The sequence below is a fragment of the Wolbachia endosymbiont (group B) of Limnophora tigrina genome (assembly GCF_964263235.1).
Lineage (GTDB): Bacteria > Pseudomonadota > Alphaproteobacteria > Rickettsiales > Anaplasmataceae > Wolbachia.
Map to the genome: position 1 here is coordinate 485815 of NZ_OZ181655.1, position 21198 is coordinate 507012.

At 34.0% G+C, this 21198-nt stretch carries 15 protein-coding genes and 3 pseudogenes; 13 read left to right on the forward strand and 5 right to left on the reverse strand.

Annotation, left to right across the window (positions count from 1 at the left end):
• Positions 1–4: 4 nt before the first annotated feature.
• Complete coding sequence (gene ribB, locus ACE38O_RS02450) at positions 5–658, forward strand: 3,4-dihydroxy-2-butanone-4-phosphate synthase (RefSeq protein ID WP_374698971.1); 654 nt, start codon at positions 5–7, stop codon at positions 656–658.
• A 71-nt stretch (positions 659–729) separates the two neighbouring features.
• Entirely contained in the window at positions 730–2010 is a 1281-nt protein-coding gene (locus tag ACE38O_RS02455; protein ID WP_374698972.1) for a M48 family metalloprotease, read from the forward strand.
• Between the two features lie 28 nt (positions 2011–2038).
• Here ACE38O_RS02455 and ACE38O_RS02460 read toward each other — a convergent pair whose 3' ends face one another.
• Together ACE38O_RS02460 and fabG are read right to left on the reverse strand one after the other, a co-directional pair.
• A complete protein-coding gene (locus tag ACE38O_RS02460; protein ID WP_374698973.1) occupies positions 2039–2383 on the reverse strand; it encodes a TrbC/VirB2 family protein in 345 nt (114 codons plus the stop codon).
• 99 nt (positions 2384–2482) lie between these two features.
• Positions 2483–3217 (reverse strand): 3-oxoacyl-[acyl-carrier-protein] reductase, encoded by a 735-nt coding sequence (gene fabG, locus ACE38O_RS02465; protein ID WP_374698974.1) that lies wholly within the window; start codon positions 3215–3217, stop codon positions 2483–2485.
• A gap of 266 nt (positions 3218–3483) precedes the next feature.
• Between fabG and ACE38O_RS02470 the strand changes: the two genes are divergently transcribed.
• The 6 genes from ACE38O_RS02470 to ACE38O_RS02495 all read left to right on the forward strand — a co-directional run bounded on the left by ACE38O_RS02470 (position 3484) and on the right by ACE38O_RS02495 (position 12306).
• A complete protein-coding gene (locus ACE38O_RS02470; RefSeq protein ID WP_374698975.1) occupies positions 3484–5004 on the forward strand; it encodes an HlyD family type I secretion periplasmic adaptor subunit in 1521 nt (506 codons plus the stop codon).
• A gap of 543 nt (positions 5005–5547) precedes the next feature.
• Positions 5548–6312 (forward strand): cytochrome c oxidase subunit II, encoded by a 765-nt coding sequence (coxB, locus tag ACE38O_RS02475; RefSeq protein ID WP_374698976.1) that lies wholly within the window; start codon positions 5548–5550, stop codon positions 6310–6312.
• 15 nt (positions 6313–6327) lie between these two features.
• The gene (gene ctaD / locus ACE38O_RS02480; RefSeq protein ID WP_374698977.1) at positions 6328–7878 is read left to right on the forward strand and encodes a cytochrome c oxidase subunit I; all 1551 of its coding nucleotides are present in this window, start codon (positions 6328–6330) and stop codon (positions 7876–7878) included.
• Between the two features lies 1 nt (position 7879).
• Positions 7880–8767 (forward strand): heme o synthase, encoded by an 888-nt coding sequence (locus ACE38O_RS02485; protein ID WP_374698978.1) that lies wholly within the window; start codon positions 7880–7882, stop codon positions 8765–8767.
• Between the two features lie 166 nt (positions 8768–8933).
• A complete protein-coding gene (rnhA, locus tag ACE38O_RS02490) occupies positions 8934–9371 on the forward strand; it encodes a ribonuclease HI (RefSeq protein WP_374698979.1) in 438 nt (145 codons plus the stop codon).
• A complete protein-coding gene (locus tag ACE38O_RS02495; RefSeq protein ID WP_374698980.1) occupies positions 9364–12306 on the forward strand; it encodes an AsmA-like C-terminal domain-containing protein in 2943 nt (980 codons plus the stop codon). Before rnhA ends, ACE38O_RS02495 begins: the two co-directional genes overlap by 8 nt.
• A 287-nt stretch (positions 12307–12593) precedes the next feature.
• Here ACE38O_RS02495 and ACE38O_RS02500 read toward each other — a convergent pair whose 3' ends face one another.
• Positions 12594–13952, reverse strand: coding sequence for a hypothetical protein (locus ACE38O_RS02500; RefSeq protein ID WP_374698981.1), 1359 nt, complete (start codon positions 13950–13952; stop codon positions 12594–12596).
• 46 nt (positions 13953–13998) lie between these two features.
• On the opposite strand from ACE38O_RS02500, the pseudogene ACE38O_RS02505 reads away from it, so the two are divergent.
• From ACE38O_RS02505 to ACE38O_RS02515, 3 genes and pseudogenes are all read left to right on the forward strand, one after another.
• Positions 13999–14964, forward strand: a pseudogene (locus ACE38O_RS02505) (IS481 family transposase); the annotation flags it as partial.
• Positions 14965–15028: 64 nt separating this feature from the next.
• Positions 15029–16267, forward strand: coding sequence for an IS256-like element ISWpi15 family transposase (locus tag ACE38O_RS02510; RefSeq protein ID WP_374698228.1), 1239 nt, complete (start codon positions 15029–15031; stop codon positions 16265–16267).
• A gap of 35 nt (positions 16268–16302) precedes the next feature.
• Positions 16303–16440 (forward strand): annotated as a pseudogene (locus tag ACE38O_RS02515) (IS481 family transposase); the annotation flags it as partial.
• 18 nt (positions 16441–16458) lie between these two features.
• Here ACE38O_RS02515 and ACE38O_RS02520 read toward each other — a convergent pair.
• Positions 16459–16674 (reverse strand): annotated as a pseudogene (locus ACE38O_RS02520) (helix-turn-helix domain-containing protein); the annotation flags it as partial.
• A gap of 128 nt (positions 16675–16802) precedes the next feature.
• The gene (locus ACE38O_RS02525) at positions 16803–18098 is read right to left on the reverse strand and encodes a hypothetical protein (RefSeq protein ID WP_374698982.1); all 1296 of its coding nucleotides are present in this window, start codon (positions 18096–18098) and stop codon (positions 16803–16805) included.
• Between the two features lie 803 nt (positions 18099–18901).
• Here ACE38O_RS02525 and ACE38O_RS02530 point away from each other — a divergent pair.
• Entirely contained in the window at positions 18902–19933 is a 1032-nt protein-coding gene (locus ACE38O_RS02530) for an extracellular solute-binding protein (RefSeq protein WP_374698983.1), read from the forward strand.
• A 203-nt stretch (positions 19934–20136) separates the two neighbouring features.
• Positions 20137–21033 carry an aspartate carbamoyltransferase catalytic subunit gene (locus ACE38O_RS02535; protein ID WP_374698984.1) on the forward strand — a complete coding sequence of 299 codons (897 nt, stop codon included), beginning with the start codon at positions 20137–20139 and terminating at the stop codon, positions 21031–21033.
• Positions 21034–21198 lie beyond the last annotated feature (165 nt).

Genomic DNA, 21198 nt, shown 5'->3' on the forward strand with positions numbered 1-21198 from the left:
TATTATGGTACAGGCCACTTATGCTTCAATGAGTCTACCCGGTATTTCTTCTGTGGAAGATGTATTAGAGGATGCTCGTTCCGGTAAATTATTCATTTTAGTTGATGATGAAAATAGAGAGAATGAAGGTGATTTGGTTGTCTTAGCTGAAAAAGTAAAACCAGAACATATGGCTTTTATGGTTAGGTATGGTACTGGCATTGTATTTTTGGCTATGACAAAGCTTCATATGAATAAATTAAATCTTGAGTTTATGAAGAGAAGTAATGTGGATGAAAAGCTTACTCCTCATACTGCATTTACTATATCAATTGATGCGCGTTATGGCATTACAACAGGTGTTTCTGCTCATGATAGGACACATACGATACTTATCGCCATTGATGAAAAGAGTACTAAAGATGATATTATTACTCCTGGGCATGTTTTTCCTATTATTGCAAATGATGGTGGGGTTTTAGCACGTAATGGTCATACTGAAGCAAGTGTTGAAATAGCAAAGTTAGTTGGCTTTAATCATGCAGCTGTAGGGTGTGAATTGGTGAATGATGATGGCTCTATGATGCGCTTACCTCAGTTACTTAAATTTGCTGAACAACATAAAATTAAGTTAACTACCATCGACAAACTTATCAGTTACGTTAAAAAATTAAACTAGCGTTTATAAATTTATATAATTTAAGTGTTAAAATATAGAATTCCTATAAATTATACAAGCACAGAATTTCCATGTTTAGAATTGCTAAGTTTTTGACCTTATTGTTCTTTTTTGCATATTATAATAATGCTTACTCTATTAACATTATTAGAGATAGTGAAGTGGAAGCAATAGTGAAAGAGCTAGCGCAACCTTTATTTTTCGCTGCAAACATTGATAGTGACCGAATGAAAGTTTTTATAATTAATGATAATTCGATTAATGCTTTTGTAATTAACAACAACAGTATCTTCATTCATTTAGGACTTTTACAATACTCGGCTAAACCTTATGTCCTGCTTGGTATATTAGCACATGAGATTGCTCACATATCTGCTGGTCATATATTGCAAATGAGTAGTGCTATGGGTTATTTTCAATCGATAGCAATGATTAGTTATATGGTAGGATTAGTTTCTAGTATTATCATTAACCCTCAGGTTGCTGGTGCAATTTTGCTTAGTGGTGTAGCACTCAGTTCAAGGCTATTTTTTAACTATTCTCAAGAGCAAGAAAGTGTAGCAGATAGCTATGCTTTAAGGTACCTTGATGAATCTGGCTATGATAATTCAGGTATGAAAGAGATTTTTGATTATTTTAAAAGTATTGAGCATGAGAACACTGAGGAATATTTCCGCACTCACCCACTTAGTGAGAAACGCATATTTGCTGTACAAAATTATAAGGTCAAAAACAACGTAAAACCAATTTTTGCGGATAAGTTACTAAAGTTTGAGCGTGTGGTTGCAAAGCTAGACTCTTTCTTTGCTCCTATTCATGTGTTATCTAATAAATATGAAAATAATTCTGAGTATGTAAATGCTATAGTTTGCTATAGGCAAGGAAAGATAGAAGAGGCTATTGCTAAAGTTAATTCATTGATTCAAGAGTCACGCAATGACCCATACCTATATGAATTAAAAGCAGAAATGCTATACAAGGCCGGAAATTTAAGTGAAGCAATAAAAATGTATGAGGAATCGCTTAGGTATTTATCTGAGAAAAACAGTTATTTAGTGAAACTTGCATTATCTCATACTTTATTATTACACGGTGATGCAAAAAAGGCGATTTTTTACCTGGAGCAGATTTTGAATGTAGAACCAAATAACGCTTTTGTCTGGAAATATTTAAGCATTGCATATAAATGTGAAGCTGATACGGCAATGCATTATTTTGCCTTGACAAAAAAGGCTTGTATTGAAGGTGATTTAAAGCAATTTACAAAATATGCTGAACTAGCTGTTAAAACTCTACCAAAGAATAGTCCTTATTTGTTGCAAGTTGAAGATATGAAGCGATTTAATGGATAACAAAAAAGCATTTCTGCACTTTTATGGGTTATTTTCCACACTTTTCCAACATAGCTTTTGCTTCATCACTTACGTTGGGCATAATTTTCGTTATGATAGTTTTAGCGCCAAAAAATACACCACAGAACATGCCTAGAGCAAAGAGGGCTGGCCACGGCATCCTGCCAAATATTGCAAGCAGAGCTGCGCCAATTATTACTACCGTCATAAGTGGGCCGCCTATTCCCCAAACATAACCAATAATATTGCATATTACTTTAGTTGTGTCATCCATATCAGCATTGCTAGCACCAGAGGTATCTGCATAACCTGAAAAAGAGAAAAGTAATACTATACAAAAAACAATAAAAAACCTTTTTATTATAGAGCTCATTTTCTTGCCTTTAAATAATAAATTAACGCAAATGCAAACCTAAACCTACACATATTTTTATTTTAAAGTAAAAATTATAATTTGTCCACATAAGTGTTGCTACATAAATAACCCACCATTAATGTTAAGCACATGCCCTGTTATATATTTTGCTTCATCACTTGCTAAAAATAAGACCCCTGCTGCTATTTCTTCCCCTGTTCCCATTCTTTTCATTGGAATATTATCTAATATTTTTCCCTTTTGTCCTTCATTTAAAACTTCAGTCATTTTAGTATCTATAAACCCAGGAGCAATACAATTTACTGTTATATTACGACTTGCAACTTCTTTTGCTATAGATTTGCTCATAGCTATTATTCCAGCTTTAGACGCTGCATAATTTGCTTGCCCGGCGTTTCCTGTCAGCCCTATTATTGAGGAAATATTTATAATTCTTCCCCAATTATTCTTAATTAGTCTCTTACATGCTTCTCTACTCAGCTTAAATGTAGAGCTCAAGTTAATATCAATTACTTTTTGCCATGCTTCATCTGTCATTCTCAATAATAAACTGTCTCGCGTAATGCCCGCATTGCATATAAGCCCGTCAAAGCCTTCCATCAACTCACTTGCTCTATTTACTAGTTGATTTACTTCCTCAGCATTTGATAAGTCACAAGGGAGTATGTGCATATTTTTTTCATATTGTTTAGCAACTTCTTCAAGCACTTCTTTTTTTGTGCCAGAAACACATAAAGTTGCTCCGGCTTTGTGCATAATTTTTACAATTGCTTGCCCTATTCCGCCTGATGCGCCAGTGATCAGGAACTTTCTGCTTTCCAATCTAAACATAATAACTTTATATTATCTTAATTCCTAACAGAATGTCGACTGGTTGGCAATAGATTTCTTACATAATATAAGTAACTCAGATATTCACAAAATAAAGGAAAAGTTATAATAAAGTTAAACGTCAAAAAATTTTAAAAACATAGTTGATGCAGGAATTGTTACTAAATAGTTTATTCTGGTGCTCTGCAGTCTAAATGGAATGCCTAAATTATAGATTCTTTGTTTTTGTGTGTTATCTTGAGTTAACACAAATTCACAGTAGTATTATGATAAGTAAGTTAAAAAAGCTTAGCGCTGGATTTTCTTTGACAGGCCTGATTGGCCATAGTGATAATATAAATATGCAAGGAGCAAGAAATAAAAAGAAGAAGTACCCAAAATTTTTGGATAAGACGTTTGCATTGATTGATGAAGTGATAAATTTTATTTTAAAACGCGAAAGTAATAACGTAAATGAAGTTCTGAGAGTAACATGGGGACCACTATTTTTTGGTCTGGTAGTAATACTCATCTTTTTTGGGATAGGCGGTATTTGGTCGGCTATAGCTCCAATTGACGGTGCGGTGCATGCAAGTGGAGAAGTTATTGTATCTTCAAATAGGAAAATAGTTCAACACTTGGGCGGAGGAATAATAAGCAAAATTTTAGTCGAAGAGAGCCAAGCAGTGAAAAAAGATGAGCCTCTAGTTTTGTTGAGTGATGTTAACGAGAAGGCGAATTTAAGTATTATCAAAGAGAAGCTCTTATCATTTTTAGCAACAGAAGCAAGGCTTATTGCAATCAGAGGAGATTTAGACACGCTCGAGTTTCCTGATGAGGTTAAAAAATTATCTCACGATGAACTTGTAAATAAAGCGATAAAGAATCAAGTAAAGTTGTTCAACTCTCAGAGAAAGAGCATATTGGGAAAAACAGACATACTGCAACAACGTATAAAGCAGTTAAATGATGAATTAGCTGGGCTAAACTTTCAACTAAATGCAGCTCATAAGCAATATGACCTGATAACTGAGGAGTTGGAAACAAAAAGACAATTACTTGATAGTGGCCATATAAGCAAACCACACATTTTAGCTTTAGAAAAACAGTTTGCTGAAATTGAAGGCAGAGTTGGACATTACCGTTCTGCAATATCTCAAGTGCAGCAAAAAATTGGAGAGAACGAATTAGAAATTATAAACGTGAGAAATGATTCTCAAGAAAGAGCAAACGCTGAACTTAAGGAAGTTAGTACGTCTATTGCAGACTTGAAAGAGAGGCTGATGGTTGCTGAAGATTCATTAGCACGTACAATAATTAAATCCCCTCAAGATGGGATAGTCACAGATATAAAATACCATACTGAAGGTGGTGTTATACAATCTGGAGTTCCAATCATGAGCGTAGTGCCATCGGATGATGACCTAATAATAGATGCTAAAATTCAGACCAGAAACATAGAAGAGGTACTGTCAGCACAAAAGAAAGATAGCAACATAGTCTCTATTGATGGGCTAGAAGGGCTAAAGGTTAAAGTCCGGCTGAGTGCTTACAGTGCACGTCGTTTAAGTTTAATTAGTGGTATAGTAAGCCATATTTCTCCTGATGCTCTTGATGATCCAAGACTAGGGCGTTATTATTCAGTGCGTGTAGTGATACCAAAGTCAGAGCTTGCTCAATTTAAAAATGTATACCTATACCCTGGTATGCCAGCAGAAGTGTACATAGTTACTCAATCCCGTACTCTTTTATCATTCTTGTTTACGCCTATAATTGCAACAGTCGATAGGTCTTTTATAGAAAGGTAGCTCTATTTGGCTTCTCTAAAGATTTCGTTTACAGAATCTAGTAACTCAGCTATGCAGAATGAAAAAAGTTTGTATGGTATACAAATATAGTGTGTTTTTTTATAATTATTTTCTATAATGCGTAAACCTTTGGTCCAAGCTGTAAATGCTACCATAGGCATTAAAAGTTAATTAACAAACTGCAATGTATAATAAAATAAAGAAACTTTTAAGATTTTGATCTTACAGATTATAAACTTGTCATAAAGTTTAATAGTGTCTGTTACTGCTTTTAGGTGTGAGGCTAGAGGGTTATTAGCAGTAACAGACACTATTAAACTTATTATAGAATTTACTTAAAGTAAATACTTAATTTAAAATATTATAATATTTTTACTTACAATAGATTTATGTAAATGCTTTTTTACTCAAATTAGTATTGTACTATTATACTTGTTGAATGCTAAAAAATTATTAACCATTACTAATCTCTATTTGCATAGTAAGTTTATATATACTATTATACAGTATATCATTTAGTTTTATAGCAAACAAACAAAAGATATGGTGAAGTTATTTGCACTATTGATAATATTTTACTCAAATATATCTGTTGCCTCTGCTCCTACTTCCTGGCAATTTGGATTTCCTGCTCCTGCAACTGAAGTAATGGAGGCTGTAGTTAGGTCACATTCGTTTGTGATGGTTGTAATGATTGCAATAATGCTTTTTGTGTGGGTATTACTTGCTTATATAATATTCCGCTTTCGTAAAAGCAAAGTAACAAATATAAGTAAAACTAATCATAATATCCTTTTAGAAATTGTTTGGTTTGTTATACCGACGATTATTGTTGGAATATTAGCCTTTGAAAACGCTAAATTACTAAAGCTACAGGAAGAAATACCAAAAGCTGATATAACACTGAAAATTATTGGCCATCAATGGTATTGGAGCTACCAATATCCGGAATATCAAGGTGTGTCATTTGATAGTTATATTAAGGGAAAAGAAGACTTTATTGAAGGAGATTTAAAGTTATTCTCTGTTGATAACAACATTGTTTTACCCATTAATACTAACGTTCGTTTACAAGTTACAGCAGGAGATGTGATACACAGTTGGGGGGTACCGGCTTTCGGTGTAAAAATTGATGCGATACCAGGTAGACTGAATGAGGCGTGGTTTAATATTAAAAAGCCCGGTGTTTATTACGGGCAGTGCTACGAATTATGTGGTCAAGGTCATGGATTTATGCCAATTGTTGTTGAAGCAGTAAGCAAAGAAGATTTTAATAAGTGGATTGAAAATAAAAAATTAGTGAGTTAAATTTGGAGTATAGATATGAGTGATGTACCAAAGGGCATAAGGCGTTGGTTGTTTTCCACTAATCATAAAGACATAGGGACACTGTACATTATTTTTTCCATATTAGCTGGAATTATCGGTGGATTATTATCGGTGATTATTCGCACTCAGCTAATGCACATTAATATACTTAACAATAATTATCAATTATATAACGTAATGGTTACAGGGCATGCATTGATAATGGTGTTTTTTATGATAATGCCAGCCCTCATGGGAGGATTTGGTAACTGGTTTGTACCTCTCATGATTGGTGCACCAGATATGGCATTTCCTCGTATGAATAATTTAAGTTTTTGGTTATTAGTGTCATCTTTTATTTTGCTCATTCTCTCAGTGTTTATTGGTGAAGGTCCAGGTACAGGTTGGACTTTATATCCACCTTTATCACAGGTTATGTTCCATCCAAGTGCGGGAGTTGACATTGCTATACTTGCACTTCATGTTGCTGGTATGTCGTCAATTGTTGGGGCGATCAACTTTATAGTTACTATATTTAACATGCGCACAAAAGGAATGTCATTAACTAAGATGCCACTGTTTGTTTGGTCTGTCTTGCTAACAGCATTTATGTTGATTGTTGCCTTACCAGTGCTTGCCGGTGCTATAACTATGCTTCTTACTGATCGCAATGTTGGTACTTCCTTTTTTGATCCTGCCGGTGGCGGAGATCCTGTGTTATTTCAACATCTATTTTGGTTTTTTGGTCATCCAGAAGTTTACGTAATTATTTTTCCTGCATTTGGCATCATAAGTCAGGTTGTATCAACTTTTTCTCACAGACCTGTATTTGGTTACATAGGGATGGTTTATGCAATGATAGGTATAGCAGTATTTGGCTTTATGGTTTGGGCTCATCATATGTTCACTGTTGGGCTTAGTGCTGACGCTGCTGCATTTTTTAGCACTACCACAATTTTTATCGGTGTTATAACTGGTGTAAAAGTCTTTAGCTGGATTGCAACTATGTGGGGTGGAGCAATTGAGTTTAAGACCCCTATGCTATTTGCACTAGGTTTTATTTTCATGTTTGTTGGCGGTGGCATAACGGGAATAATTCTTTCTCATGGTGGAATAGATAAGCTTCTGCATGATACCTACTATGTTGTTGCTCACTTCCATTATGTCATGTCACTTGCTGCATTATTTGGAGCTTTTGCTGGCTTTTATTATTGGATCGGTAAAATGTCGGGTAAACAATATAATGAGCGCTTAGGTCAAATACACTTCTGGCTCACTTTTATTAGCACCAATATCACTTTTTTACCTCAACATTTCTTAGGATTAGCTGGTATGCCAAGGCGTATACCTGATTATCCTGATGCGTTTATCCCTTGGAATTATATATCCTCAATTGGCTCATATATGTCCTTTGTTTCAGTTATGTTTTTTGTGTTTATAGTTATACATCTCTTTAAATGGGGCAAAAAAGCTGGAGATAATCCTTGGGAAGGTGACACCTTGGAATGGACAGTATCTTCACCACCGCCTTTTCATACTTTCGAAAAGCCACCAGTGGTAAAATAGAATGTACACAAGTGTTTTGCTAAATGTTGAATCAACAATACTGGATTTTTGGCGTTTGCTGAAGCCAAGGATAATGTATCTTGTGGTATTTACTGCAGTTGCTGGTATGGTTACTGCACCAGGTAGTATGCACCCTTTTCTAGCACTAATATCTCTTATATGTGTTGCTCTTGGCTCAGGATCTGCAGGTGCTATAAATATGTGGTATGACAAAGACATAGATCTGCTCATGGAAAGGACAAAAAACCGCCCTATACCCTCAGGAAGAATTCTTGCAGAAAGTGCGCTTGAATTTGGTATAACTCTTGGAATATTGTCAGTATTTATCATGGCAATAGCAGTAAACTATATTTCTGCTGCTTTGCTTGCATTTAGCATATTATTTTACGTTTTCGTATATACAATTTGGCTAAAAAGGCGTACTCCACAGAATATCGTTATCGGTGGTGCAGCAGGTGCTTTTCCTCCAATGATTGGCTGGGCAGCTGTGACTAATTCTGTCAGTTGGGAAAGTTTCATTTTATTTTTAGTAATTTTTATGTGGACTCCTCCACATTTTTGGGCACTGTCTTTAAACAGATCTGAGGATTATGCAAAAGCATCAATTCCAATGTTCAATATTGTTTATGGCCCGAAGAAAACAAGAAGATATATATTAATTTATAGTGTTTTGCTGGTGCTAACTAGCTTGCTTCCAGCTCTATTCTTGAAGAAGACTCTATTTTACCTAAGTATGGCAACCTTTGGAGGTTGCATTTTCATTTGGTATGCTATATCTATTCTGAGGTATAAGAATCATAACTCACAGAAAAAAATGTTTTCTTATTCAATTTCTTATCTATTTTTTCTGTTTGCTAGTATTATTTTTTGTTCTATTGATTTATTTTAGTTATGAAAGAACATAAAAACTATTTTTTACTTTTCCTTCTAATAACACTAGTTGTTGCGCTTTTCTTTGTTTCTATAATAAAATTTAAAGGTGCAGCTTAAACTACCTTTAGAAATTGTGCTTTCATAAAAGCAACTATATACTTTGTTAACCGATATAAACAAAGATGAGTAAGAAAGAAGTGACAATATACACGGATGGGGCGTGTTCTGGTAATCCTGGAGCGGGAGGATGGGCAGCTATCATATTATTTCAAGATTATAGAAAAGACATTTATGGTAGAGAAGAAAATACTACAAATAATAAAATGGAGTTAACAGCAGTAATCAATGGACTGAAAGCGTTAAAATTTTCTTGTAATATTAATTTATATACGGATAGTCTCTATGTTAAACATGGCATAACAGAGTGGATAAATAAGTGGAAAATGAATGGTTGGAAAACAAGTAATAAAAAATCAGTAAAAAATATGGAATTGTGGAAAGAGTTAGACAGCGTTGCTTCACAACACGAAATTGATTGGAAGTGGGTTAAAGCACACAGTGGCGATCAATATAATGAGGAGGCTGATAGTTTAGCAAGAAAAGCAATAATCGATGCTTAAAAAAATCACTATATCACTTTCCATAGTTCTATTGTTCGTATTCTGCTTATTTATCTTTTTAAAGAGTGAGAGTCCTTTAGAAATCGATGTCAGTTATATCAATTTTTACGTAAAGAATAAAATATTGAAAATATTTAACGACTCAGATGTCAATATGGAGAGTACCTCAGTTATTTGGCAAAAAGATGGCAAGGATCCGTATTTAGTCATTACAGATTTGGCAATAGCAAACCCTAATTTTACTATAAAAGTTCCTGAGCTTTTTATACATTTTAAGCTAAGTTCCTTATTTAAAGCTAGCACAAATCTCTCTCAGGTTTTAGCTGATAATGTGCATGTATTATATATCAAGAGAGAAGAAAGTAGTGCAAAAAATCCATTAAAAACAATAAGGGAATTTTTTTTTGGCTTAAATGCGGATTCAAAAATTGAATTTACTAATATCACTATTCATAAAAGCACAGAAGATGAATCTTTTATTGATAAATTATATATAGGGAAGGGGGAAGATTTTAATGTTTTAGATATTCATGTGAATACAAAAGATGGAAAGGGATTTTTGGATGATTTATCAATTACGATAAAAAATCGCAACAATTTGCTAAATGTATACGGGACATTTTATAATCTAAAATTGGGACTATTGAGCGAGTTTTCTACATTAGTTAAAAGCTACAATTTGGACAAAAATATAGGATTCAAAGGAAGCTTCTCAGTGAAAATTAATAAAAAGGATGAAATTGTAGATGGAAATATATACGTATTGAATACAGAAAATTATTTGAACAAAAATTTGGCCTTAACTAATGTAAATATAAATTTAACATATAGTGATGGAATTATTAGTGTAAAAAACTTCCATTTTAAGTTAAATGACACGTATCTCTCTTTAATAGGCAAGATGAACTTTAGTACAAGTCATGCTTTGCTTAGAATTAATATTAGCAAGTTTGCTGCAAAGGATTTATGTACTTATGTACCAGATGGTGTAGTGAATAGTAAATTTAGAAGCTGGTATTGTGATAATATTAATGGGGATGTTTTAAATACCATTGTAAGTTTCAATGGCAAAATTAACAATTTGGTTGATGACGATCTGTCAGACATTGTAATTGTTGCTGATATAGAAAATGGTAGCGTAAAATTTGATGAAGATTTTGAGCAAGTAAAGGGACTAAAGGGTGATTTGATCATCAAGAATAACGATCTTGAGATTACTGTAAATAGCGCTAAGTTTCAGAATTTCACTATTAATGGTGGTGATATTGAAATGAAATCTCTCAATAAGGAAAATTCAGTTCTAACCATTAATGGCCAAGCTGTAAGTGATGCGTATGGTTTATATGAGCCTATAAGATTTAAGCTGGATGATGTGGTGAAGGTTGAAAGGGATAAAGTAAGTGGAATGGCAAAATCTGTATTTAATTTTCGCATTTTTAATCTAAATGCTGATGACAAAAAAGTAGACTTCTCAGCAAATTTTCATTCTGAAATTGACAATTTGGCCGTCTATAATGCAAGTCTTGGTAAATATGACATTAAGCTTAGTTTTGGCAGTGACTTTATAGATTTAAATGGTAGTGGTATGGTGAATAACACACAGCTATTATTTGACCTGAAAAGTAGCAATAGGAATGAAAGTTTTGCCTGGAATTTGACCGGAGATTTACCCGCTCAAATACTTGATTTTGATGAAAATATAGGTGGCTATGTCAATACAAATATAGAATCGGTGATAAATCAAGATAAGACGGGACATGTTAATGGTAATATGGATTTATCAGAGCTTGAATCACGTTCAAGTTATTTTGGGTGGAAAAATCGTTTTGAAGATCACAATAAAGTTTTGTTCTCTGTAAAATTAAAAGGTGCCGATGAATTGTTAATAGACAAATTAGATGTTATAGGAAATGACCTAGATATAAAATTCAGCGGAAGAGTAGGAAATGGAAATTTATATTTAAATTCTAGTAGTTTTAAATTGCCTGATAATGATTTTAGTATAGAAATTGAATCAGGTAAGGAAAAAAATGCCATAACTATTTATGGTGAGAAAATCAATTTGAGTGATATTTTAGGCTTGCTTGGCAAAAACAATAATGGATTAAACAAAGATATAGAAATTAGTATGAATGTTGACAATGTAATTATGAAAGAAGGCGTCGTTATCAAAAATGCTAAGCTGAATGTAACCTGTACTAAAGGTAATTGCAATGGAAGTCAATTTACAGGACAGTTTCTAGAAGATAGCAGCAACATACTAGCGGAATACAGTGGAATAGGGCTCGAAATATATGCGGATAATGCAGGTATACTTTCGCGTTCCTTAGGCATTAGTAAATCAGTCAAAAATGGTAAACTTTCTCTTTATCTATCTCCTCAAAGAGAAAATGAAGAACATTATGGCATGTTATCTATTAGTAATTTTTATATCAAAGATGCTCCACTACTCACTACTTTATTATCGATGTCTTCGCTTCCTGGTATTGTAAATGCTATAAAGGATGAAGGTGTATACTTTTATAAATGTAATGTACCTTTCTCATACAAAGATGGCTCTGTCGAAATTGAAGAATCTTGGCTTGAAGGGGCGGAATTAGGCATTAGCACTAGCGGTAAGCTCGACATTAGAAATTATAAATTCCAAGTTGAAGGACAGGTAATACCAGCATATTCAATTAATAAATCTTTGTTAAAAATTCCTATAATTGGGAAACTTCTTACTGGCGGGAAAAGTAGGGGAATCGTTTCAATAGACTATAAAGCAAGTGGTGATGACAAAAACAATAACGTATCTGTTGATCTTATCTCTTCGCTAACTCCAAACCTATTAAAGAGGTTATTGGGAGTATTTGATCGTATTATGACAAAAACTAACAAAGCTGTCATCAGTGGCTTAAAAGGTGGTGTGAAAAAGAAATTTGGTTTGACATGACCAAAAGGGAAGTTGTTTAACAAAATTATGGACAAAAATGCAAGAATTTCCGAATGATCCACCTGGTTTTTTATCTAATTATTTAAGTAATACCACTCTCTTTCTGGAAACTTGATTATGATAAAGTAAAAGTTATTTCTTTACAAAATTATAGACAAAAAATGCAAGAATTTCAGAATGATCCACCTAGTTTTTTATCTAGTTGTTTAAGTGCCCTTTATCGCTTCCCATATCTGCAAAGTTATAAATACAACTAGAAGGGTAGGGGATAAAAGTTCGTTATTTTACTATATTAGGTCATCATGTTGGTGATAATCATGATTACATAGTGAGTAATTGCCTACGTAGTTTTCGTCAGCATCGTGATTAACATCAGGTTTAAGCAAAGAAAGATTGTCATCGGATTGTTCTTCTGATAAGTTAAGCAAAGAAAGGTTGTTATCAGATTGTTCTTCCTCTTTAGACCCAAATAACCATGAAAAGAATGATGAGATAGAATCAATAACGGATTTAATTGCTGAAAAAATATTGGATAAGAAATTACTGGGTTGCTGAGTATCCTCTTCTGGTTCTTTTCCTTCTGTATGATCTACTTCATCCACATCTTGTTCAGGCTTACTTCTGCTTACATCCTCTTTGGGTTCTTTTCCTGATTCTGGTTCAGGTTCTTTTCCTTCTGTATGGTCTACTTCATCCACATCTTGTTCAGGCTTACTTCTGCTTATAAGTGTCTTATCTAACCATTTAGATATATTCTTGTCGGGATTATGAAAATACATTTGACTTATCTCCTTATTTTCATCAATAGAAATTACTACAGTTGCATTCTGACTTAATTGCCCTTCATTTAATCTATAACGTTCACTAATGAGCGATTCATGAGAGTTCTTAATGTCTTTGATAAATTGAAGTTTTTCTTCTTCTGCTGAAAGATAACCCTTGTGTTGTATATCATAATTGGTTCCTTTGTATTTAAAACTAAACATCGACCCATGGTCTTCATATTCATCTACTAGTTCATGAATATTCTTGACATTTTGTATAGCTTTAAATTTTTCTTCTTCTGAAAGGTTCTTGTGATATTTATAAAGTGTACCTTTATATTTAAATTGAAACATCCATCCACGGTCTTCATATTCATCTAGTCCAGAATTCTTGACACGTTGTATAATTTGAAATTTTTCATCTTCTGAAAGGTCCTTGCGGTATATACTACCAGTTGTACCTTTGTATTTAAAACTAAACATCGATCCATGGTCTTCATATTCATCTACTAGTTCGCAAAGCTTCCTGGCATTTTGTATAGTTTGAAATTTTTCATCTTCTGAAAGGTCCTTGCGGTATATACTACCAGTTGTACCTTTGTATTTAAAACTAAACATCGATCCATGGTCTTCATATTCATCTACTAGTTCGCAAAGCTTCCTGGCATTTTGTATAGTTTGAAATTTTTCATCTTCTGAAAGGTCCTTGTGATATTTATAAAGTGTACCTTTATATTTAAATTGAAACATCCATCCATGGTCTTCATATTCATCTACTAGTTCATGAATATTCTTGACATTTTGTATAGCTTTAAATTTTTCTTCTTCTGAAAGGTTCTTGTGATATTTATAAAGTGTATTAAATAGGACTTGATCTGACACTTAAAATAAGTAAGTTATAAAATAATAAAAGAAAGGAGTGTTAGAAATGAGTACAATACAAACAAAAATACTAAAACCAAAGCTAGGGTTATTAGAGCTAGCAAAACAACTAGGAAATGTATCTCAAGCATGCAAAGTGATGGGATACTCAAGAGATACATTTTATCGGTTTAAGGAGTTATATGAAAATGGAGGAGAGGAAGCATTACATGAAATAAGTAAGAAAAAACCGCTATTAGCGAACAGAGTTTCCGACGATATAGAAAGAGCAGTGATTGGTATAGCAACAGAATTTCCAGCATATGGGCAAGAAAGAGCTGCAAATGAACTGAGAAAAAGAGGTATAATAATTTCTCAGGGAGGAGTAAGGTCTGTATGGCTAAGAAATGACCTTGAAACTCTCAAAAAGAGACTTAAAGCGCTAGAGACAAAAGTAGCTTAAGAAGGAATCATTTTAACTGAAGAACAACTTACAGCTTTAGAAAAAGTTAAAGAACAAAGGGAAGCTCATGGTGAAATTGAGACACAACATCCAGGTTATTTGGGTTCTCAAGATACCTATTATGTGGGCAATATCAAAGGTATAGGGCTAATTTATCAGCAGACTTTTGTTGATACTTATTCGAGAGTTGCAATGGTTAAACTTTACACGGACAGAACAGCTATTACAGCTGCAGACCTCCTCAACGATAGAGTTATTCCATTTTTTGATGAGCAGAAAATTCCATTATTACGCATTCTAACTGATAGGGGTACAGAGTATTGTGGCAAGCCAGAAAATCACGCTTATCAGTTATATTTGGGAATCGAAAATATCGATCATTCTAGAACCAAAGCCAACTCTCCACAAACCAATGGCATATGTGAAAGATTTCATAGAACCATGCAAGATGAGTGTTACAATATTATCTTTAGAAAGAAAATCTACAATTCTTTGGAAGATCTACAGATTGATGTTGATTATTGGTTGCGTTCTTATAATGAGACAAGGCCTCACTCGGGTAGGGAGTGTTAAATAAACTGTGTCAAACCGAAAAAAAAGTAATAAATTGATATAAAAAAATGGAGGTTTGACAATGAGTCAGAAAGTAGTAAACAGAACTACCGGTTTGGTAGATTATAAAGAATTAGAAACAAATATCCTGTCGTCTATACGAGAAGGAAGACCGTTGACAGGAAGAGATGGAGCATTAACACCGTTTATAAAAAAGTTGCTGGAGGTAAGCCTGGAAGGTGAAATAGAAAACCACTTGTCGGCTGAAAGCGAAGAGAATAATCGAAGAAATGGGAGGAATGCAAAGACTTTACGTACAAGCGCAGGGTCATTTGAGCTTTTGACGCCAAGAGATAGGGAAGGAAGTTTCGAACCACAAATAGTCAAAAAAAGGCAAACAAACTTACATCCAGAGCTTGAAACGAAGATTTTGAGCACATTTGCCAGTGGTATGGGCTATAGAGATATAGTGTCACATGTTGAGGAAATTTATGATCACAAAATATCGGCGGCAGAGATATCAAGTATTACTGACAAATTGCTACCAGTAATCAACGAATGGCGTAGTCGCCCGCTGCAGTCTGTATATCCGATAGTTTTCATGGATGGCATGTTTTTTAAAGTCAAAGAGGACGGGCATTGCGTAAGTAAATGCATGTATAACATATTAGGCATAGATCAAAATGGCAAAAAAGAAGTATTAGGTTTTTATTTGGCTGAAAGTGAAGGAGCTAACTTCTGGTTGGGAGTGCTAAATGACCTCAAAGAAAGAGGAGTAGAAGATATCCTTATTGCCTGCGTTGATGGGCTGAAAAGCTTTCCTGCAGCTATAAACAGTGTCTTTCCTAATGCGGAAGTGCAGATGTGTATAGTGCATCAGATACGCAACTCACTGAAGTATGTGGCCAGTAAAGATGCGAAGAGTTTTTTGAGCGATTTAAAGAAGGTATATCAAGCTTCAAGCAAGGAAATTACCGAGAATTATCTGTTGGAATTGGATGAAAAATGGGGCACAAAGTACCCTATGGTTATAAAATCTTGGCAGAATAATTGGGAAAACTTGTCTGGTTATTTTAAGTATTCTGGTCCAGTTAGGAGGATAATCTACACCACCAATCCCATAGAGGGGCTACATAGGCAAATTAGGAAATTCACTAAGACCAAAGGCTCATTTACCAGCATAAATGCCTTGTATAAGCAGGTATATTGTGCTATAAAGAAGGCAGAGGAAAAGTGGACGATGCCTGTACATGATTGGGCATTAACTATCTCTCAACTTGATGTTTTCTTTCCTGGCAGATTGAAAATTGAGTTGAACTAAAAATGCGGTTTGACACAGTTTATTTAACACTCCCCTCGGGTAAGTATTGCTATGGCAAAACACCTATGCAAACGTTTTTTGATAGTAAATATATTGCTTTTCAGAAAAACATTAGTAGCATTAAACAAGAGCCTGATATTAGTTTTGACTACCTCAATTCTTCTGTCAGTTAATTCTTGTCTGTCACATTAAATCTTGTCTTTTACACTGTTCGCTAATAGCGGTTTTTTCTTACTTATTTCATGTAATGCTTCCTCTCCTCCATTTTCATATAACTCCTTAAACCGATAAAATGTATCTCTTGAGTATCCCATCACTTTGCATGCTTGAGATACATTTCCTAGTTGTTTTGCTAGCTCTAATAACCCTAGCTTTGGTTTTAGTATTTTTGTTTGTATTGCACTCATTTCTAACACTCCTTTCTTTTATTATTTTATAACTTACTTATTTTAAGTGTCAGATCAAGTCCTATTTAATACACCTAAGTTTGCTCACAATCTCTTGACTTGACACATATGTTTTTTCCCAAATGTTACTATCTTCCTCCTTTTCCTTTCTCAATTTGTGCAACCATTTCCTTAACACTTACTTGTGTGGAAGGAGGATTTTTGCTGACATGAGATTTTGGATCAGATTTTGCTGGTATGTGTTTCGTTGCAGATCTTTTATTCTCTGTTAGAAATGAATGAGATTGTTTTTTCTTTACACCGATATCCGCTTGTGCTGCTGGGGTAGTTTTGCTTTCAGCAAGCCGTACATTAGCATTTCCTTTTGCTTGATTTTGCTCAAATTTTTCTTTTAATGCCTTTACTTTACTGTCTATCTCGCGATTAGCTCCTCCTTTCATAGTAGCTGCTGCTACTTTTGGTATCGCCTTACCAGCAGCTTTTTGTGCTGATTTCCTATTGTCTTGATTTTCAGATTTTAGTGGTACTGTAGGTTTACTTTCAGCTGATTTTTTAAGAATTACTTCTACTACTTTTGGCTCTGTGCTTACTTTTTGATCAGCACGGCTTAGATTTTTAGGCTTTGGCGGTACTGCAGGTTTATCTTTGACTACCACTTTCGATTCTTGTCTAACTTCTTGACCAGTAGTAAACATTTTTTTTGGCACTTGCGGTGCTCTTGGTGGTTTTGGTAGTACGAGGGATTGAGGTTGTTGTTTCTGCTTACGTTCTCTTCTTGCTTCTATATGTTCTTTAGAAACTGTTGCATAAATTGGCTCTTCTTTGGGCGATTTTGAACTCTGCGAATTTTCTATTAAAATTTTACTCTTCTTCTCTTGATAATTTGATATGTCTTCATATTCATGCTCTTCATTTAATGAACTTCCATAGCCTGAATCTCCTGCTTGTAGCTCATATAAAGGATTTTCTTCTTGCTTTGACGCTGTTCTATCCTCTAAGTTCACTCCATACAATCTATGTTCCTCCTGATTTTTTTTACTTTGCTCTAAATCTGAAATTTTCTTTAAAACATTTAGGTATTCGAATGTTATTTTTTCAGCAAGACTGGGCAATTTATCATTAGCAAAATTTCTTATATCGTTATCCTGAATTGAAGCATCTTTTCCCAAGATTTTATTAAATGTTTCCTTGAATATTCCAAAAAAACCTGATGGCTTTTTGTTCACTGGTTCTATATAATTATTCAAGTCACTATATATAACAAACTTAGCTACATCTTCTGCCTTATCTGTAAAACTCTCTAATGTCTGGGATAAATCTCTCACTGTTTTATTATATTGTTCACCAATATTTTTCAGCTTTATAGCTTCTATCAAGGAGTCGAGATTTTTTTTATAGTTCTCACTTTTAAATGGATCATTCATACTAATTACAGCTCATTATTTATTAAAATATAGATCTAAAATATTAAGATCTAGTAAATATTACTTTTGTAATTCATGTAGAACTATAGCTATAATAAGTAAGATTTCCCTACGTCATACCGCCGTGGTATCTCCAGATCCCGCTAACAAGTAGCGGGATACTTGACCTTTACAGGGATGACGGTTGTCGTTTAGCCCTAAATATTTAAGAAATTTGCTAAACGAAAAAAAAGGCAAAAGAAGCCCCGACTAATATCTATTTTAAAACATTGGCGTTTTTTATGTTTTAAACGTTTAATAACCGCCACTCAGTTGCTTTTTATTGCAACTAACCTTTAGTCATAAATGTTTAAGAAATTTACTAAGCAGAAAAAAAGGCAAAAGAAATCACGTGTTAGCTAGTTGTCACTCTCTAATCCTGCAAATTGGCGTACTATACTGTCTTAAACGACTTATAAGCGCGTTTCAGCTTATATAGGTAAAAACCCAGAAATGTTGTGAAGACATAAGGTGCACATAGTGCAAAAAATTAAAAATAAGACGCCAACTACGTTGTTTTCTTGCTGTTTAATCTGCACAGATGAAGATAACTGAATACCTTCAGTTTCATGATAAGGGGGCTGGCGGAGTTTGTCAAGTAGGTTTTATGGCCTAGCGTCACGCGCTGGAATGACAATTTCGATTATTTCATACATTGACTTCGGTAAATCCAAATTATATTAGCTACATCTAACGAATTTTACACTTGCTAAGATTGCGCTATTTGAGTATCTTTAACTGAAAGAAGTTATTTTTTATCCAATATGAAAAAAGCCTTTATATTCACATCCTTAATAGCGGTTGTATTAATAGTTATCACCTATTTATATAGAAACAATGGAACTGACGATTCACAAGTAGTAAATGTCTATTCATCACGTAAAGAAGAATTAGTACGTACTTTATTTGATGAATTTACAAAAAATACAGGCATTAAAGTACGTTACATCATTGATGATTATTCTCAGCTACTTTCACGTATGGAAAATGGCGGTGAAGCTGACTTATTTTTAACTGCAGATGCAGTGAACCTGATTTTGGCAAAAAAAAGAGGGCTTTTATCTCAAGTAGATTCAGAGATTTTAAAAAGCGTTATACCTGCAAAATTTAGAGATAGTGAAGATTATTGGTTTGGCCTTACAAAAAGAACCAGAATATTGGTTTATAATAAAGAGTCAGTAAATCCTAAAAACTTAAGTACTTATGAAGATTTAGCAAATGAAAAATGGAAAGGAAAAATATTAGTGCGTTCTTCTACAAGTCCATATAACCGGTCATTGATTGCTTTTATGATTGCAAATAATGGTTTTGAAAAGACGAAAAAATGGGTAAGTGGAATTGTGAGTAATATGGCAAGAAAACCAAGTGGTGGTGATACTGACCAAATTTATGCTGTAGCTGCTGGTGAAGGAGATGTTGCAATAGTAAATAGTTATTATTTTGCAAGAATTCTTTCATCAGAATATAAAAATAAAAAGAATGTTGCAGACAAACTAGGGGCTTTTTTTCCTAATCGTAACGATCATGGCGTAATGGTGAACGTTAGCGGCGCAGCAGTAACAAAAAACACAAAAAACAGAGAAAATGCTATAGCTTTGCTGGAATTTTTAGTAAGCAAACAGGCTCAAGAGCTATACGCTAAAAAAAACCAAGAATACCCTATAATTGAAGGCGTTGAAATTTCCGATATACTAAAGTCTTGGGGGAATTATTTACAAAGTGATTTGCCTCTAAGTGAACTTGAAAAGCATCTTTTTGAGGCTGTTATGATAGCAGATGAGTGTAAGTGGAAGTAATCCCCAGTGCCACTAAACACTGGGATGAAAGATTTATGCTAATGTACCTTACTCTTGACTCGCTGAACTTTTTCTTCCTTCTAACTTAATTTTGACTTTATTATCTTTTTCCGTTCTTTCACCAAAACAATTGCTGCACAAGAGGTCTATTGAAAAACAATAATAAGAAAGTAGAATAGGTTCAAGTAGTTGAAAAGGAAACTATGCACAAGAGAAGGAATTTGTTAAGCATCTCAGACCTTACAGTCGATGATGTAGAAAATATAACTAAGTTGGCTAACCAGTACCTTAAAAAAGAAGCTGCAAATAGTCATATCTTGGAAAATAAGACAGTAATAAATTTATTCTTTGAAGATTCAACGCGTACACTTGCGTCTTTTGAAATAGCAGCAAAAAGCCTTGGAGCAAATGTTGTAACTTTGCCAATAAGATCTTCTTCTATTAACAAGGGAGAAGATCTAAAAGATATGATAAAAACATTAAATGCAATGAATCCTGATTACATAATAATCAGGCACAAAAATAGCGGTATTGTTAATATGTTGGCTAAGAATGTTAGCTGCTCGTTAATCAACGCAGGCAATGGAAGCAGTGAACATCCAACTCAAGCTCTTGCAGATTATCTTGTAATCAGCAATTATAAAAAGCAAATAAAGAATCTTAAAGTTGTGATATGTGGAGATATTCTGCACAGTAGAGTTGCAAGGTCAAATATAAGGTTGCTAAAAATGTTTGGAGCAGAGATAAGCTTGGTCGCACCACCAACTTTGATTTGTAAGCATTTTCCTGAAGTAGATTCAGTCCATTATTCATTAATTGAAGGTATAAAGGATGCTGATGTAATCATGCTTTTAAGACTGCAGAAAGAGCGCATGAATAATAGTTGTTTTGTTCCTTCAGAGAAAGAATATTTTCATTTGTATGGACTTGATTCACAAAAGCTATCATACGCAAAACCAGATGCGATTGTTATGCACCCAGGGCCAATAAATAGAGGGATTGAGATTAGCAGCGATGTAGCAGATTGTGTTATTTTACAGCAAGTAGAATTTGGATTGGCAATACGTAAGGCAGTGCTGTACTATTATAGGCCTTGTTAATATTAAAAGATGCTACACAACTAATGCGAAAGAAGGGTTTTTTCATGAAATGACGAGGCTTGTAAATGGTTTGAGAATGGCCATTAAGATGTTAAGGCCGAGGATATGGTGTGGAAGTTTTTACGAAAGCCTGAAGTCAATCAACAACCTTGCAGAACGGCAAAT